The sequence below is a fragment of the Acinetobacter sp. B-6 genome (assembly GCF_056930735.1).
Genome location: NZ_JBXPBY010000017.1, coordinates 1 through 16,219, shown reverse-complemented (window position 1 = coordinate 16,219; position 16,219 = coordinate 1). Strand labels below are relative to the sequence as shown.

Sequence of the window (16,219 nt, the reverse complement as noted above, 5' to 3'; positions counted from 1 at the left end):
TTGAAAAACTATCTAAAGGTTAAAAATTTTACTAATAGTGATTGTTGAAAATTTGGAATGTAAGTGATACGTCCAAGAATTTTTTCTTTATAACATTCAAAGTGTTCCATCTGTCGATTCAACACATGACTTTTTCCAATCCGCAACAAACTCATCTATTGCATTTTGTTTACCTAGATTGGTACCGCCTCAGCATCAAGAATAATGATTTGCAGTAAGTTATTTAGAAGTTGACTTAATTGGTCTTTAAGATTGATTGCGCTTTTTAAGTCAATCCTCCCTGTCTAGGTTGCATGATCATGTCTGCGGTTTCTTTAATGATTTTGCATTCATCGGCTTGATTTGCATAAGTGTAAGAGCTTAACAGCAAGAGTAAAAGTATTTTGAATTCATTTTAAGAACCTGATATAAAAAAACTAACTCCCACTTGGAGAGTTAGTAAAAGGGTGTTTCGTCAAATAGTATTACCACAGATGTCTTTGGTACCTGTTGGATAGGTTTGTGTCATTTTTGCGGCATCTGTGATTAGTTCAATTGAAATTTCTTTGCCTATGTTGGGTGAGGTTTGAGAAATGCCCAGAATTGAAGCACCAAATACAAATGCTGATGTTGCTATTTGAAAGTCATAATTAGCTAAATACCCTTTATTTACTCCATTTATAATATACCCAACCTGTTTTGATGTAGGATTTACATATACTCCAATATGTTGATAGCCATCAGGTGTATTTGTTACATTATGATTTACCAAAATTTCAGATGCCTCCCCATTACTAATTGAAATCGTGTTTACTGGGGATGGAGCCAATATACTTGAATTCAAATAACCTAAATTACTAATCATGGTATTTTGAGAACCACTTGAATTGAGTCCAGTGCTAACTATAGGGAAAAAAATGATTTGCTCAGTACCAGTAAATTGATTCGTTGGTAATTTAAACTTAAATTCGTATGCAAAAATGGAATTTTGAGGAACATTTATACCTTTTCTTACACCCAACATATCTTTATTATTTGAAATAACGTAATACTTTTGATTATTTGTAGAGGTTGTAGTTGAGCTAATATTAAATGAAGCTGTCTGCCCATTTACGTTTGGAAAAACTGTTGATCCTGATTGTTTTGAATCTAGTGTAGCCTGTGTAACATCTAAATCATAAGTACAGGCACTCCATCCACTCTCACATATTAACCCTGTTAATAAAGCTATTGTTAGTTTTTTCATTCTAATTTCCTTTTAATTGTGAAGTTAAAATATAGAATAAAAAAATAAGCAAAGGATAAAAAACCGATGAAAATAAGTTTTTAGATTGATGTTGTTATATTAATCATAGTCCTCAGCTAAGCGCTCTACTCTTCGCATCATTCAAAACACCGCATTCATTGTACTTAGGCAATACCAATAATCCAAAGTGTGATTTCTTTACCTTTCCCTGACTCAAGTTTTAAGGGTTTTGAGTTTTGAAAAATTATCTAAATTTTCACACAAGCTTTATTATTTTAATTTTAGACTTTCAAAATTATTGACCTAACGTTAAATGGAAAAAACCTCTATTCCATCGAGAGTAATCTTTATACTCCTAATCGCAAGCCACGCCCAAACACGAATATTTAATACGATTCTATGCTGTTCAATCTCAAAAGTGAATGATGGAATAAACCAAGGCTGACTTGTTCCACCAGCTACAGCACTTCCATCAAGCGTAACATATTCATATCCTGCTCCTCGCCCATGATATTCTATACAATAAGAATTTCCATCTATGGTGAGCAAAAATTTTCTATAAAGCCATTTTTTCTCTAACATTTTGCAAACAATCATCGGTACACCTGAATAATACTTTTTAACTTCCGTGAAGCAGGAAAACCAACACTTGACCATTTACAAATTGAGTATGAGGCGTATCAAATGTCCGAACAATAGAACAAGTTATTAAGACTACGGCTAGAAGAATATATCATGAAGATACCTCTACATAACATTTCAGTGGTTATCTGAATTGCTCATAACTTGAAGGACATGTTTCACTCAATCTTTCTGCATCAGCTGTATGTTCATTAGCAATTTTGCCATTCCTGAATATTCGTTAATGCGTCGTTCGAATACTTCTCCAAGTGTGGTGCCCTAACTTGAGCTCATTTTTTCAGATTGATAGCAAGCTTGTGTTGAAATCTTAAGCCATTGGCATAAACGAGTAACACTTAATCGTCTTTTGCTTTTCCAATCTTCGAAACGTGCTCGATATACTTTTTTGAAAGTCAGTCCTACATTCTTTATCTAGATGGCAAATGGCATCATCTACTAATTCAGTCTTCAATTTCTCTTCAACCAATTGTTTTTCTAATTGACAGATTATTTACTGTGGAGTCAACTGACATTTAGAGGATTTTGGCGTGGTCTTCGAAATCCAATCTTGTTGTTCAAACTTACGAAGCCAGACAAGAACTGTTGATCTTCTTTGAATACCATATTTTGCCTAAACTTGCTTGTAAGTAAGTTGCTCTTTTTCAACTTCCTGTATCACCATCATTTTACAGGCAAAAGAATAATCCCTCTGAGTACGTTTAACTCTTTGGCTTTGTTCATGTTTGTCTAGTCCTGAGATAGGTTGACACTTATTTCAGGACGAGACACATTAAAAAAATCAAAAGGCGCATTAAGCGCCTTTTGATTTTACTTAAAATTAAGCCGGGATATCGCGAATTGACGCATTACGAATCGCTTCTTTTAAAGCTTCATAACCGTGAATTGGTGGGAATTGAGGAAACTCACGAATCACATTTTCAGGTGCGTCGAATAAGAAGCCATGATCCGCCTCACCCAACATCGTTGTATCATTATAAGAGTCACCTGCTGCAATCACACGGAAGTTTAAACCATGCAATGCTTTTACAGCTTGACGCTTTTGGTCTGGTTGGCGCAATTTATATGCTGTAATCATGCCATTTTCATCAGTTTCTAATTTATGGCAGAAAATTGTTGGCCAACCTAGTTGCTGCATCAACGGATGTGCAAACTCATAGAATGTGTCTGAAAGAATGATCAATTGGAAGTGTGTACGAATCCATTCAACAAATTCTTTTGCCCCCGGAAATGGTCCCATATCTGCGATCACAGCTTGAATGTCATTTAAACCTAAACCATGTTGCTTCAAGATGTTTAAACGCTGAGTCATCAACACATCGTAGTCAGGAATATCACGCGTTGTTGCTTCTAATTCTTTGATCCCTGTTTTCTTTGCAAAATTGATCCAGATTTCTGGAACCAATACACCCTCAAGATCAAGACATACGATTTCCATGGGTTCTCCCAATGTCGGTTAAAAATTTTGGGCTTATCATAGCACTAAAGTTTAAAAAAAATGCTGAAAGTTTTTTAAACTCAATTCATTTTGAATAGTCATAGATCATCGTACCAGCACAATTCATCCTTAGTACAACAACTGCATGTAGAGACTCTCTCAGCTTTAACTGTTATTGTTACACTTATAAAAAGGGGAACAAAAGCACCGCATCATTGAGTCATGTAAAAATTAATTTAGGCAAACAATACTATGAAAAAAATAGCACCGTTTCTCTTGAGTAGCATATGTACTTACGTATATGCGAATGATAGTTTTCTGAGCTATACAAATTGTAGTGCTTTAGATCTCGACCATGCTCAAGTCAGTCTCTCATTAAAAGATATTCCAAAGGATTATATATATCGCACACAGCACTACTCCTTTCTCAGTCTACCTATAGCAAAAGGCAATGAAAATTACTGTCTAATTATCAATGATAAAAATCAGGTCATTGTTGACGCTATTCCTAAAATGCTTTCAAACACTTGCGGTGGAATGTGGGATAAGAAAGAAAACACACCTGTTTGGGTTGATGATATTGCTGGGGGTAGAGGTTTAGTCACATATTTTCATTACAACACCTCAAATAGTTTAAAAAATCTCAACAAAAACAACATACACGAGATAGAACAACAAATTACAACACTACAATGCCAACTTTCCTTCTATAACATTGATGATGTGGTTGAACTCAATGATGCTGCTTTCTATTTAAATCAATTGGGTCATCCTAAAGTATCTTTAGAAATTTTGAAAAAAGTTATACAGCTCGCCCCAAACAGGACAGTCGCTTATCTAAATTTAGCTGATGTTTATTTGGCTTTAAAAAATCAAAGCCAAGCTCGGTCAAATTATTTGATTTATGCCAATAAAATGAAAAAATCTGGATTATCTGATCAGATTCCTAAAAGAATATTCAAATACTTATAAAATAAGACTGTGAAACAGCTTAACAAGGCACTGATTAATAAAAACCTTGCTGTAGAATGAGATAGCGAATCATTGATCAATGACAGCATGTGTTGGTGAGAGCATTATGCTGCTTTTATCCATATCCGATTAAGTATCTTTGGTACTTTATCCTTCAGATGAATCCATCGATTAAATCTTTTTTATTCATAAGTATTTTAATTAATCTGCTAAGCACGATATTTCATTTACTTTAAAATATCTGCACATCTCAAAGATAACATTCACACAAAGTTGAATTGCTTTAATTTTTGCTAAAATGCTTAAATTAAAATATCTTTTAAGAATGTTGATGAACAACATAGCTTCAAGCTAACTGCCAGGAGCAGATATGACCGCCATTCCCACCATAGATCTTGTTGACGCGCTAGCAACAGAGTATGCAGATAAATCCCCTTCTGAAATTTTAGAACTTGCACTTTCTCAAGAGGGTGAAATCGCAATTTCATTTTCTGGCGCAGAAGATGTTGTTCTGATTGATATGGCACATAATTTAGGCAAGCCATTTCGTGTATTTAGTTTAGATACTGGACGCTTGCATCCTGAAACTTATCAGTTTATCGATACTGTGCGTAAGCACTACGATATTAAAATTGAGATTTGCTTTCCTGAATCAGAAGCTGTTCAGCAATTGGTCAATGAAAAAGGCTTATTCAGTTTTTACCAAGACGATCATAAAGAATGCTGTGGTATCCGAAAGGTACAACCTTTACGTAAAAAACTGGCAACTTTAGATGGTTGGATTACAGGTCAACGTAAAGATCAAAGCCCAGGAACACGTACAGAGATTCCTGTCATTCAAGCTGATGCAGGTTTTTCAGGTGAAGGAAAACAGCTGATCAAATACAATCCTTTGGCGAACTGGTCCAGTGCAGATGTATGGAACTATATTCGCATGATGGAAATTCCTTATAATCCTTTACATGAAAAAGGTTTTATTTCAATCGGTTGTGAGCCATGTACTCGCCCAGTGCTTCCGAATCAGCATGAACGTGAAGGTCGTTGGTGGTGGGAAGAAGCAACGCATAAAGAATGCGGTTTACATGCGGGTAACTTAAAAAAATAATGGTAAAAAAAAAGTCATTAAATTTAATGACTTTTTGTAAACTTTACATTCATCGAAATGCTTGGATTTTATCCCTGAAAAAGTTTTATACTATTTACTCGGTTCTATAATTCTAACAATCTAACACTCATAAATGAGTTGTTGTAGAAATTGCAGTGAGGCAATCCAAGACCATGCGCCCATTACACCCCATTGATTTCATTTTTTTAAATTTAGAAAAAAGACAACAACCGATGCATGTTGGTGGATTGTTCTTATTCCAAATACCTGAACATGCACCATCGACGTTTATACAAGACCTTGTCGCTGATATTCGCAATTCAAAGTCTATTCCGGTTCCACCATTTAACAATCGTCTCAATGGCTTATTTTGGGACGAAGATGAAGAATTTGATATCGACCACCATTTCCGTCATATCGCCTTACCTCATCCCGGGCGTATCCGTGAATTATTGGTTTATATTTCACAAGAACATAGCGCACTGATTGATCGTGCAAAACCGCTTTGGACCTGTCATATCATTGAAGGGATCGAAGGCAATCGTTTTGCCATGTACTTTAAGATCCACCATGCAATGATTGACGGTGTAGCAGGTATGCGTCTTTTAGAAAAGTCTTTCTCTAAAGATGAGCATTCCAAAACCATTGTTCCCCCTTGGTGTGTTGAAGGCAAACGTGCCAAACGTCTTAAAGAAACCAAACTTGGACGAGTCAAAAAAGTTTTTGCTGCATTAAAGGGACAAGTCGAAGCAGCACCAAAAGTAACTCAGGAATTATTTCAAACAGTCTTTAAAGAAATGGGGAAAAATCCTGATTATGTTTCAAGCTTTCAAGCCCCGAGCAGTTTATTTAATCAACGAGTAAGCTCTTCTCGTCGTTTTGCAGCCCAATCTTTTGAACTAGATCGTTTTAGAAATATTTCAAAAGCACTGGGTGTAACCATCAATGATGTCGTACTCGCAGTTTGCTCTGGCGCAATCCGTGATTATTTAATTACTCAAGACGCACTTCCTAAGAAACCGCTCATTGCGATGGTGCCTGCTTCTCTTCGTGATGATGATTCAGATATGAGTAATCGTATCACCATGATTTTAGCGAATTTAGGCACGCATAAAGAAGATCCATTAGAACGTTTAGACATCATTCGACGTAGTGTGCAAAATGCAAAGAATCGCTTTAAACGTATGAGTTCAGACCAAATTCTGAACTATAGTGCTTTTGTTTTTGGTGCTGCAGGAATCAACATTGCATCAGGGCTTATGCCTAAGCGCCAGGCGTTTAATGTGATTATTTCTAACGTACCTGGTCCAAGAGAACCACTATATTGGAATGGTGCTAAACTGGATGCCCTCTACCCAGCATCAATCGTGCTAGATGGTCAGGCATTAAATATTACTATGACCAGTTATCTAGATAAGTTGGAAGTGGGTTTAACTGGCTGCCGTAAATCTTTACCGAAGTTGCAAAACCTATTGACACATTTAGAGAATGAGATTCAAAAGTTTGAACAGCTGATTACTCAGAAAAATGTCACGCAAAAAGCTACTGAAAAGACAGTTGAAAAAACCGAAGATACACAAGTCTATGCACAAGATCTGATTGTTGAGTCCAACACAGTAGAAAAGCCTGCTTAGGCTTATCTACTCAATCTTCTATTTAGATTTATTTTTGTTCTTAGATTCAATTCACGAAAATTTAATGCTAAAAAAATTAAGGGGCTTATTAATGCCCCTTAATCTTTTACGTTACGACACTTATTGAGTAATTGGTGACAGACGTTTACAACCATGTCTTTGGTAATTTTCACTTCTTGACCATTGTCATCCAACATTACACATGTATTCTTTGGTTGGTTTTCTAATACATGTTTGATACCGCGACTTATTAATTGTTCACTTACGCTCATTTTATGACCTCACTTGCTAAGACTGGTAGGGAGAGAGTCTTTGGCTACCTTTGTAATCTAGTATTGTGAAATCAGCTCAAAAAGTAAAATTTCAGATGTAACAACTGTTTAACGACATCCTGTTACAATTTCAACTTAAAATGATATCGTATTGCTCTTGCGTGTATAAATTTTCAACTTGGAATTTAATCACACGATTAATAAAATGCTCCAAATCCGCGACAGCTGGGGCTTCTGCAGTTAACAGCCGATCAATCACAGATGGATGACCGATAACAGTAAAGCCACTCTGAGATTCATAAGCTCGTGTATATCTAAGGATTTCTCGAAAAATTTCGTAACACACTGTCTCTGCTGTTTTCACAAATCCACGCCCCTGACAGGTTGGACATGATTCACATAACAAATGTTCCAGTGATTCACGTGTACGTTTACGTGTCATTTCCACCAAACCAAGTTCAGACACTTGGGTAATTTTTGTCTTGGCATGATCACGCTCAAGCATCTTCTCAAACTGGTTCATGACTTCTTCACGATGTACAGCTTCCTGCATATCGATGAAATCAATAATGATAATGCCGCCTAAATTGCGTAAACGTAACTGTCGAGCGATGACTTGGGTGGCTTCCATATTGGTTTTGAAGACTGTATCTTCAAGCGTACGACCACCCACATAAGAACCTGTGTTGACATCAATCGTGGTCATTGCCTCCGTCTGGTCAATCATCAAATAACCACCAGACTTTAATGCAACCCGAGTTTGTAATGCTTTTTGAATGTCTTCTTCAACATTGTACAAATCAAAAAGTGGGCGCTCTCCTGGATAATGTTGTAAACGACTACCCATACTCGGAACAAACTCAGCGACAAACTCTTGTAACTTGGCATGTATTTCACGAGAGTCAACATAGATCGTGGCAGTATCTTCATTTGCCAAATCACGAATCACACGTTGAGGTAATGGAAGTTCTTCAAAAATCAGTGAGGGAACCGCAATAATTTTTTGCTTTTTCTGAATAAATTCCCAAAGCTTCGCTAAATAAGCCATATCCTGCGCGATAGATGCTTCATCAATTCCATCAGCTGCAGTACGGACAATGACTGAACCAGGAAGCTTATGCTCTTCTTGAATCCTTTCAATCATTGAACGCAAACGGTCACGTTCTTCTTCAGATTCAATCCGTTGTGATACACCAATATGACTACCATAAGGCATCAAAACCAGATAACGTGAAGGAATAGAAAGATCCGTACTCAGTCGTGCACCTTTCGTGCCTAACATATCTTTCATCACTTGTACTGTTAGAATCTGACCGGGTTGTAAGAGTTCAAAAACATTCGGCGTGGGCTGATGACGTGGCCAAATCATATCATTGATATGTAAAAATGCAGTACGAGACAAGCCAATATCCACAAAAGCAGCTTGCATCCCAGGTAGGACACGCACGACCTTTCCTTTGTAAATATTACCGACCAACCCTCTTTTAACAGTACGCTCAACAAACAGTTCATTGACCGTACCATTTTGAATTAACGCCACACGACACTCCATAGGTGTGACGTTAATCAGTAACTCGTCAGACATAACTCAACTCAAAACATTATAAAAATTCTTTTTTGCAGTTAATTTCGTGCCTCAACTGCATTGATCTAGACGATCAAGTAATTGTATCGTTTCATGTAATGGTAGCCCAACCACATTGCTATAACTACCATTTATCCGTGTCACATATTTCGCAGCAATGCCTTGAATTGCATATCCACCCGCTTTGCCTAGAGGTTCACCTGTTGCCCAATAGTCTTCCATATCTTTGAGACTTAACGCTTGAAACTCAACTTCTGTGCGAACCACGGTACTCAATAATTGATTGGCATTTGCAACACAAACTCCTGTCAGCACCTCATGTTTCCGCCCTGACAATACTCCCCAAATTTCGAAAGCATGCTGTTTGGATGCTGGCTTACCTATAATTTGATCAGCAACAACCAAACTGGTATCCGCAGCAACGATGGTCGCCTCAGGATACAAGCTTAGAACTGCTTGCGCTTTACTTTTTGCCAAACGCGACACATAGTGATCAATCTGCTCATGTTCATTTACAGATTCATCAACATCCGGGCTATGCACGTCAAACGCCAAGCCCAGTTGTAACAACAGTTCTTGACGCCTTGGCGAGCTTGAAGCAAGAATTAAATGCGCCATCTTTTTAATAAATAATAAAGAATTGGCCAGCAAAAAATACTGGAAATCAAAGTTTGCCAATGACGTGTTATCGAAAAATGCGTTCCTGCCATCACTTGCGCCATAAAGGTAAAGGTTAAATGTGCAAGAATCGCCAACATAGTGATCACCCAAAGGTTACTAAATGTCAGCACGCGTCTCTCTCGAATAAAATAACGTGTTAAAAAAGCAATCAGCACATAACTTAATGCATTCATGCCCAAAGGTGCATCTAGCAAAAGATCAGTAAACAGACCCAGCGTAAATGCAAACCAGATACCACACCAAGTTGGCTGACACAGCACCCAAAATAGCATGATTAAAAACATATAAAGTGGACGCCATCCTGCTATTGCATAGGACATCGGATAGACCACCAAAATCGAAGCAATTACGATTGAAACAATGATAATCCATAGCGGATCTTTACGTTGTTTTTCTGATGGTAACTTTTTAGCGATCAACATTTGGCTGCTCCATCGCTAATGAATCCGAGAAAAGTACTACAACGTGATGCCCACCGGCTAACTGTGCAGCTGGAACAACATCAATTTGTGCAAACTCTCCAGTATTATGTCGCATCACTTTAGACACAGCACCGACCAAATAGCCCGCTGGAAAATGCTGACCTAAACCAGAACTATAAACCTTATCACCCACTTTGATGTTGGCACTCGTTGGAACATATTCCATTTTCAAATGCCCTAAATCACCTGTACCTGTCACGATGGCTCGCATACCTGAGCTTTCAAGTCGTACAGATAAAGAATGTTCTTTATCAGAAAGCAGCATTACACGACTACTATGAGGATAAACGTTGATGATCTGCCCCATGATCCCTTTATCATCTAAAACAGTTTGACCGACTTTAAGATGATTGGCTGAACCACGGTTGATGATAATGATATGACGTAATGGATCAGCATCTGTTCCAATCACTTCCGCAATCTCCATACGTCCATCAATAATTAACGGTGTATCGAGTAATCCTCGTAAACGGGTATTTTCAGCAGAAAGTTCTGAGAGTTTTTGCAGACGAACCTGAGCCTGAAGCAATTCAGCTTGCATCGCAGTGTTTTCGCGACGCAACTGAGCTTCAGATTTTGTTTGTTGATTCAGCCATTCTTTCGACAATACAGGATAACTTGCTAAGGCATAAATTGGATTATATGCCGCATACAAGACCTCTCTTGCAGGTTGAATCACTTGAGGCATGCGCCAGTTAAAGAACAACACTACCAAGCAAGTGATGACCGCAATGATAAAAGAGCGAAAAGATGGCGGTTGTCTTGAAAAGAGATTCGGTTGCACCGCCTCATCCTTAAACTTAATCGAGTATAGTTTAGCCTACAAAAAGCATATCATGGTTTGGATTGTCAAAGAATTCTAAGACTTTTCCACCGCCACGAGTCACACAAGTTAAAGGATCTTCAGCAACAACAACAGGTAAACCTGTCTCTTGGGCAAGTAATTTATCCAGATTACGCAATAATGCTCCACCACCTGTTAAAACTATTCCACGTTCAGCAATATCTGAAGATAATTCTGGTGGAGTTTGTTCAAGTGCAGATTTCACAGCAGATACAATACTTTGTAATGGATCAGCTATCGCTTGCGTGATTTCATCAGAAGTCACTGTAATCGCGCGTGGAACACCTTCAGCAAGGTTACGACCACGAACTTCAATTTCTAAAGTCTTGCCGTCTGCTACTGCCATTCCAACTTCTTTTTTGATGGTCTCAGCAGTCGTTTCACCAATTACACAACCATGTGCTTTACGTACATAATTAATAATTTGTTCATCAAACACATCACCGCCGATACGTAAAGAATCTGCGTATACACACCCTTGTAGGGAAATGATGGCAATTTCAGTTGTACCGCCACCAACATCAACGACCATAGAACCGCATGCTTGCTCTACAGGCATACCCGCACCGATCGCAGCAGCCATAGGCTCTTCAATCAAACGTACATCACGGGCACCAGCATTGAATACAGCTTCACGAATCGCACGGCGCTCTACCAAAGTTGATTTACACGGTACACAAACCACAACACGAGGCGCAGGTGGGAATAGGCGTTTTTCATGCACTTTACCAATAAATTGATTTAACATGGTTTCAGTGACTTCGAAATCAGCAATAACACCATCCTTCATCGGACGGATTGCAGAAATATTGGCTGGGGTACGACCAAGCATTTGCTTAGCATCTAAACCCACAGCTGCAACAATTTTCTGCGAACCACTGTGACGAATCGCCACAACTGTCGGTTCGTTTAATATAATGCCCCTTCCTGGTGCATAAATAAGTGTATTTGCAGTACCTAAATCAATGGCTAGATCTGGCGAAAACAAGCCAATTAGTCGTTTTAGAATCACGGGTCGTTCTCAGTTTAAACTTTATATGGACGCAAGATGGCAACTTTAACTAAATGTGATGATTTGAACAAGTCAATCGCTTATTATAACGCACGATATTTTGAATTTTTTTAAAACTGATTAGGTGAGACATCATGTCAAGTTCAGATGTTCAGCATTCTGCAGAATTAAATGCACAAACTGTATCACAAATCGCCAATCTTGCTCGATTGTCGCTGAATGATACGCAATCTGCTGAATATGCTCAAAGTTTAAATAAAATCTTAGGGATGATGGAGACCTTAAAAGCAATCAATACCGATGGTGTTGAGCCACTTAAGAGCCCATTCGATCATCCACAACCACTTCGTCCAGATGTTGTATCGGAAAGCAACCATCGTGAAGAATATCAAGCCATTGCTCCTGCAGTTCAGGATGGTTTGTACCTTGTTCCGAGAGTGATTGAATAATATTTGATCAATTAAACTTATTTTTAAAAATTAATCGTAAAGAATTGTACTCATGACTGATTTACACCGTTTATCGATTCGTGAAATGGCAGAAGGTTTAAAATCTGCACAATTTTCATCTCGCGAGTTGACTCAACATTATTTAGACCGTATTGCGAAACTTGATGATCGTGTTAATTCGTATGTAACGGTTACTCCGGAATATGCTTTGGCTCAGGCTGATGCTGCTGACAATTTATTAAAAAATGGCACGGCGGGTACTTTGGCTGGAGTTCCGCTGGCACATAAAGATATTTTCTGTACTCAAGGAATTAAAACTTCTGCGGGTTCAAAAATGTTGGATAATTTTATTTCACCTTATGATGCGACGGTTGTAGCCAAAGCAAAAGCCGCTGGTTTAGTGACGTTGGGTAAAGTGAACATGGACGAGTTTGCCATGGGCTCTACCTCTGAAAGTTCATTTTATGGTGCGACGAAAAACCCATGGAATTTAGAACATGTTCCGGGTGGTTCTTCTGGTGGTTCTGCTGCAGTTGTTGCCGCTGATCTTGCACCTTTTGCAACGGGCACAGATACAGGGGGATCTATTCGTCAACCTGCATCATTCTGTGGTTTGACAGGTCTAAAACCAACTTATGGTCGTGTCTCTCGTTTCGGGATGATTGCTTTCGCATCATCATTAGATCAAGGTGGACCTATGGCACGTTCTGCTGAAGACTGTGCCTTTCTCATGAACACCATCGCAGGTCATGATGCAAAAGATTCAACATCAATCAACAAAGAAGTAGATGACTATGTTGCAAACTTAAATGCAACAGCAGTGAAAGGCTTGCGTATTGGTATTCCAAAACAATACTTCAATGTTCAAGGTTTAGATGCTGAGGTCAAAGCACGTGTTGAAGAGTCGTTAAAAACATTGGAAAGCATGGGCGCCATTTTGGTTGAGATTGATCTCAACATGACTGAAGCTTATGTACCGACCTATTATTTGATTGCGCCTGCTGAAGCATCTTCAAACTTGTCACGTTATGATGGTGTTCGTTATGGCTATCGTTGTGAAAATCCAAAAGATATTTTAGATTTACATAAACGCTCTCGCTCTGAAGCATTTGGTGCTGAAGTGCAACGTCGTATTTTGATTGGGACTTATGCCCTTTCAGCGGGTTATTACGATGCTTATTATGTAAAAGCACAAAAAGTACGTCGTCTCATTCAACAAGACTTCTTAACTGCATTTGAAAATGTTGATGTAATTGCTGCACCTTCTGCACCAACCACAGCCTACAAAATTGGCGCAAACCTCAGCCCTACAGAAATGTATTTAGGCGATATTTATACGCTTGCTGTAAACTTGGCAGGTTTACCAGCTATCAATGCACCTGTTGGTTTTGACAAAGACAGCTTACCTGTAGGCTTACAGCTCATTGGTAACTACTGGTCAGAATCACAACTGTTGTCGATTGTTCATCAATATCAACAAAACACGGACTGGCATACCAAACGTGCGGCAATTGCTGAGGAGAATGCATAATGACTGAAGCTCAAAAATTAGCACCTTCAAAGTTGATTGACGGATGGGAAGTTGTTATCGGGATTGAGATTCATACTCAGCTTGCAACTCAGTCTAAAATTTTCTCAGGTTCTTCGACTGAATTTGGTCAAGATCCAAATACCCAAGCCAGCCTTGTTGATTTGGCGATGCCGGGTGTATTGCCAGTACTCAACCAAGCAGTGGTTGATCTTGCGATTCGTTTTGGTTTGGGTATTGATGCCTATATCGATCAAGCATCGGTATTTGCACGAAAGAACTACTTTTACCCAGACTCTCCAAAAGGCTACCAAATCAGCCAGATGGACAATCCTATCGTTGGGCTAGGTCATATCGACATCCAGCTTGAAGATGGCACAGTCAAGCGTATAGGCGTAACTCGTGCACATTTGGAAGAGGATGCTGGTAAATCAATCCACGATCAATTTGAAGGCATGTCTGGTATCGACTTAAACCGTGCTGGTACACCTTTACTTGAAATCGTGTCTGAACCTGATATGCGCTCTGTGGAAGAGGCTGTTGCCTATATCAAATCTATTCATACTTTGGTGCGTTGGTTAGGAATTTCTGACGGTAACATGGCTGAAGGTTCATTCCGTGCTGACTGTAACGTGTCATTACGTCGTCCAGGACAACCATTTGGTACACGTTGTGAGTTAAAAAACCTCAACTCATTCCGTTTTATCGAACAAGCCATCAATGTTGAAATCCAACGTCAAATGGACATCTTGGAAGAAGGTGGTTCAATTGATCAGGAAACGCGTTTGTTCGATCCAAATAAAATGGAAACACGTTCAATGCGTTCTAAGGAAGAAGCCAACGACTATCGTTACTTCCCTGACCCTGATTTGTTGCCTGTGATCATTGCGGATGAACAGATTGAAGCGGCACGTGCGGCTCTTCCTGAGTTACCGAAAGCACGTCGTGCACGTTTTATCGCAGATTTCGCTGTGACTGAATATGATGCACATGTATTAACACTTTCTCGTGAATTAGCAGACTTCTATGAAGCGGTTGTTGCAGCTTCTGGTGGCGCCGCTCAAGGTAAAGTTGCTGCAAACTGGGTGATGGGTGAGTTCTCAGGTGCTTTAAATAAAGCTGGCTTAGAGTTAGCTGACTCTCCTGTTTCTGCTGAACAGTTAGGCGGTATGATCGCACGTATTGTCGACAACACGATTAGCGGTAAGATTGCCAAGCAAGTCTTTGGCTTTATGTGGGAAGAAGGCAAAACTGCCGATGCCATTATTGCTGAAAAAGGCTTGAAACAGGAAACTGATACAGGTGCCATTGAAGCTATTATCAAAGAAGTACTTGCTGCCAATGAAAAAATGGTTGAAGAGTATAAATCTGGTAAAGAGAAAGCATTTAACGGTCTAGTCGGTCAAGTGATGAAAGCTTCTCGTGGTAAAGCCAACCCTGCTCAAGTCAATGAATTGATGAAGAAATTGATTGGTTGATTTATTCGATAATTAATTGATTTTATGTTATAAAAAACCTCACATTAAGTGAGGTTTTTTATAAGAGGCATAGATGACAATAAAAAAATTTTCTTCAGAAATTATTGAACAACTAAAATGGTATGTTTATCGCTTAATTGATCCTCGTGATGGTCTAACCTTCTATGTTGGCAGAGGAAGAGGAAATCGTGTATTTGATCATATTAATGGATTAATAGAAGAACAATATGACGAATTTTTAAGTCTTAAAATGAAGCAAATTAGAGACATTAAATTAGCAAATCTTGACATAATTCATGTGATACATAGACATGGTTTAGAAAACCAAGATATCGCTGCTCAAATTGAAGCTGCATTAATTGATGCTTATCCTGGGTTAACTAATATTGTTAATGGCGAAGGAAGCAACGAATATGGTATAGCTCATGTTCAGGAAATTATAAATATGTATAAAACTGAAACTGTTGATATTAAGCATAAAGCTTTAATTATTTCAGTAAATAAAAGTTCTGCTGAGAGAGATGTTTATGATGCTGTTAGATTTGCATGGAGATTAAGTAAAACCGAAGCTGAAAATGCTGAAATTATTTTAGCAACTGTTCAGGGAATTATAAAAGGTGTTTTTACCGCTGAAAAATGGTTAGAAGCTACCGATGAAAATTTTCCAAATTTCAAGCTAATCGATGAAAACTCAGATGATAAATCCAAAAGAAATAATAGATATGGTTTCATTGGAAAAGAAGCTTCACTTGAATTACAACAATATTATTTAGGTAAAAGAATTCCTGAAATCTATCGCAAAAAAGGCGCAAGTAATCCAGTATAGCTAAATATATAAAGTTTGCTACACTATAAAAAACCTTACTGACTGCTGC

Annotated in this window: 16 protein-coding genes and 1 pseudogene; 7 read left to right on the top strand and 10 right to left on the bottom strand. The window is 38.4% G+C overall.

From position 1 onward, the window contains the following. Nucleotides 1-454: 454 nt before the first annotated feature. The 4 genes and pseudogenes from AC1Z3T_RS17905 to thrH all read right to left on the bottom strand — a co-directional run bounded on the left by AC1Z3T_RS17905 (nucleotide 455) and on the right by thrH (nucleotide 3,302). Complete coding sequence (locus tag AC1Z3T_RS17905; RefSeq protein ID WP_100885723.1) at nucleotides 455-1,225, bottom strand: DUF4882 family protein; 771 nt, start codon at nucleotides 1,223-1,225, stop codon at nucleotides 455-457. A 309-nt stretch (nucleotides 1,226-1,534) separates the two neighbouring features. Continuing rightward, nucleotides 1,535-1,807 carry a hypothetical protein gene (locus AC1Z3T_RS17900; RefSeq protein ID WP_100886320.1) on the bottom strand — a complete coding sequence of 91 codons (273 nt, stop codon included), beginning with the start codon at nucleotides 1,805-1,807 and terminating at the stop codon, nucleotides 1,535-1,537. Nucleotides 1,808-2,408: 601 nt separating this feature from the next. Next, a pseudogene (locus AC1Z3T_RS17895) lies at nucleotides 2,409-2,531 on the bottom strand (IS3 family transposase); the annotation flags it as partial. Between the two features lie 153 nt (nucleotides 2,532-2,684). Next, nucleotides 2,685-3,302, bottom strand: a complete 618-nt coding sequence (gene thrH / locus AC1Z3T_RS17890) for a bifunctional phosphoserine phosphatase/homoserine phosphotransferase ThrH (protein WP_004829504.1) — start codon at nucleotides 3,300-3,302, stop codon at nucleotides 2,685-2,687. Nucleotides 3,303-3,554: 252 nt separating this feature from the next. Between thrH and AC1Z3T_RS17885 the strand changes: the two genes are divergently transcribed. From AC1Z3T_RS17885 to AC1Z3T_RS17875, 3 genes are all read left to right on the top strand, one after another. Next, complete coding sequence (locus AC1Z3T_RS17885; RefSeq protein WP_100885724.1) at nucleotides 3,555-4,274, top strand: tetratricopeptide repeat protein; 720 nt, start codon at nucleotides 3,555-3,557, stop codon at nucleotides 4,272-4,274. A gap of 370 nt (nucleotides 4,275-4,644) precedes the next feature. Then, nucleotides 4,645-5,379 (top strand): phosphoadenylyl-sulfate reductase, encoded by a 735-nt coding sequence (locus AC1Z3T_RS17880; protein ID WP_100885725.1) that lies wholly within the window; start codon nucleotides 4,645-4,647, stop codon nucleotides 5,377-5,379. A gap of 173 nt (nucleotides 5,380-5,552) precedes the next feature. After that, complete coding sequence (locus AC1Z3T_RS17875; RefSeq protein WP_100885726.1) at nucleotides 5,553-7,013, top strand: WS/DGAT/MGAT family O-acyltransferase; 1,461 nt, start codon at nucleotides 5,553-5,555, stop codon at nucleotides 7,011-7,013. Between the two features lie 98 nt (nucleotides 7,014-7,111). On the opposite strand, the gene AC1Z3T_RS17870 is transcribed toward AC1Z3T_RS17875, so the two are convergent. The 6 genes from AC1Z3T_RS17870 to AC1Z3T_RS17845 all read right to left on the bottom strand — a co-directional run bounded on the left by AC1Z3T_RS17870 (nucleotide 7,112) and on the right by AC1Z3T_RS17845 (nucleotide 11,889). Then, nucleotides 7,112-7,285 carry a PA1571 family protein gene (locus AC1Z3T_RS17870; RefSeq protein ID WP_004829508.1) on the bottom strand — a complete coding sequence of 58 codons (174 nt, stop codon included), beginning with the start codon at nucleotides 7,283-7,285 and terminating at the stop codon, nucleotides 7,112-7,114. A 130-nt stretch (nucleotides 7,286-7,415) separates the two neighbouring features. Continuing rightward, the gene (rng, locus tag AC1Z3T_RS17865; protein WP_004829509.1) at nucleotides 7,416-8,870 is read right to left on the bottom strand and encodes a ribonuclease G; all 1,455 of its coding nucleotides are present in this window, start codon (nucleotides 8,868-8,870) and stop codon (nucleotides 7,416-7,418) included. Between the two features lie 51 nt (nucleotides 8,871-8,921). Then, nucleotides 8,922-9,488: a Maf family nucleotide pyrophosphatase gene (locus AC1Z3T_RS17860; protein WP_058968990.1), complete on the bottom strand. Its 567-nt coding sequence runs from the start codon at nucleotides 9,486-9,488 to the stop codon at nucleotides 8,922-8,924. Next, nucleotides 9,476-9,973 carry a rod shape-determining protein MreD gene (mreD, locus tag AC1Z3T_RS17855; protein ID WP_004829511.1) on the bottom strand — a complete coding sequence of 166 codons (498 nt, stop codon included), beginning with the start codon at nucleotides 9,971-9,973 and terminating at the stop codon, nucleotides 9,476-9,478. The genes AC1Z3T_RS17860 and mreD overlap by 13 nt, the downstream gene beginning before the upstream one ends. Next, a complete protein-coding gene (gene mreC / locus AC1Z3T_RS17850; RefSeq protein ID WP_004829512.1) occupies nucleotides 9,960-10,817 on the bottom strand; it encodes a rod shape-determining protein MreC in 858 nt (285 codons plus the stop codon). Before mreC ends, mreD begins: the two co-directional genes overlap by 14 nt. A 31-nt stretch (nucleotides 10,818-10,848) precedes the next feature. Beyond that, nucleotides 10,849-11,889, bottom strand: a complete 1,041-nt coding sequence (locus AC1Z3T_RS17845) for a rod shape-determining protein (RefSeq protein ID WP_005033052.1) — start codon at nucleotides 11,887-11,889, stop codon at nucleotides 10,849-10,851. Between the two features lie 134 nt (nucleotides 11,890-12,023). Here AC1Z3T_RS17845 and gatC point away from each other — a divergent pair, with 134 nt between their 5' ends. The 4 genes from gatC (at nucleotide 12,024) to AC1Z3T_RS17825 (ending at nucleotide 16,170) form a co-directional block, all read left to right on the top strand. Further along, a complete protein-coding gene (gene gatC, locus AC1Z3T_RS17840) occupies nucleotides 12,024-12,338 on the top strand; it encodes an Asp-tRNA(Asn)/Glu-tRNA(Gln) amidotransferase subunit GatC (protein ID WP_004829513.1) in 315 nt (104 codons plus the stop codon). Between the two features lie 52 nt (nucleotides 12,339-12,390). Next, a complete protein-coding gene (gene gatA / locus AC1Z3T_RS17835; protein WP_005033053.1) occupies nucleotides 12,391-13,869 on the top strand; it encodes an Asp-tRNA(Asn)/Glu-tRNA(Gln) amidotransferase subunit GatA in 1,479 nt (492 codons plus the stop codon). After that, on the top strand, nucleotides 13,869-15,344 hold the full coding sequence (gatB, locus tag AC1Z3T_RS17830; protein ID WP_005033054.1) for an Asp-tRNA(Asn)/Glu-tRNA(Gln) amidotransferase subunit GatB: 1,476 nt from the start codon (nucleotides 13,869-13,871) through the stop codon (nucleotides 15,342-15,344). The genes gatA and gatB overlap by 1 nt, the downstream gene beginning before the upstream one ends. A gap of 73 nt (nucleotides 15,345-15,417) precedes the next feature. Beyond that, nucleotides 15,418-16,170, top strand: coding sequence for an LEM-3-like GIY-YIG domain-containing protein (locus tag AC1Z3T_RS17825; RefSeq protein ID WP_100885727.1), 753 nt, complete (start codon nucleotides 15,418-15,420; stop codon nucleotides 16,168-16,170). Nucleotides 16,171-16,219 lie beyond the last annotated feature (49 nt).

Coding starts and splice junctions, on each gene's coding strand:
- AC1Z3T_RS17905 (WP_100885723.1), bottom strand. CDS start 1,225: ATGAAAAAACTAACAATAGCTTTATTAACAGGGTTAATATGTGAGAGT.
- AC1Z3T_RS17900 (WP_100886320.1), bottom strand. CDS start 1,807: ATGTTAGAGAAAAAATGGCTTTATAGAAAATTTTTGCTCACCATAGAT.
- thrH (WP_004829504.1), bottom strand. CDS start 3,302: ATGGAAATCGTATGTCTTGATCTTGAGGGTGTATTGGTTCCAGAAATC.
- AC1Z3T_RS17885 (WP_100885724.1), top strand. CDS start 3,555: ATGAAAAAAATAGCACCGTTTCTCTTGAGTAGCATATGTACTTACGTA.
- AC1Z3T_RS17880 (WP_100885725.1), top strand. CDS start 4,645: ATGACCGCCATTCCCACCATAGATCTTGTTGACGCGCTAGCAACAGAG.
- AC1Z3T_RS17875 (WP_100885726.1), top strand. CDS start 5,553: ATGCGCCCATTACACCCCATTGATTTCATTTTTTTAAATTTAGAAAAA.
- AC1Z3T_RS17870 (WP_004829508.1), bottom strand. CDS start 7,285: ATGAGCGTAAGTGAACAATTAATAAGTCGCGGTATCAAACATGTATTA.
- rng (WP_004829509.1), bottom strand. CDS start 8,870: ATGTCTGACGAGTTACTGATTAACGTCACACCTATGGAGTGTCGTGTG.
- AC1Z3T_RS17860 (WP_058968990.1), bottom strand. CDS start 9,488: ATGGCGCATTTAATTCTTGCTTCAAGCTCGCCAAGGCGTCAAGAACTG.
- mreD (WP_004829511.1), bottom strand. CDS start 9,973: ATGTTGATCGCTAAAAAGTTACCATCAGAAAAACAACGTAAAGATCCG.
- gatC (WP_004829513.1), top strand. CDS start 12,024: ATGTCAAGTTCAGATGTTCAGCATTCTGCAGAATTAAATGCACAAACT.
- gatA (WP_005033053.1), top strand. CDS start 12,391: ATGACTGATTTACACCGTTTATCGATTCGTGAAATGGCAGAAGGTTTA.
- gatB (WP_005033054.1), top strand. CDS start 13,869: ATGACTGAAGCTCAAAAATTAGCACCTTCAAAGTTGATTGACGGATGG.
- AC1Z3T_RS17825 (WP_100885727.1), top strand. CDS start 15,418: ATGACAATAAAAAAATTTTCTTCAGAAATTATTGAACAACTAAAATGG.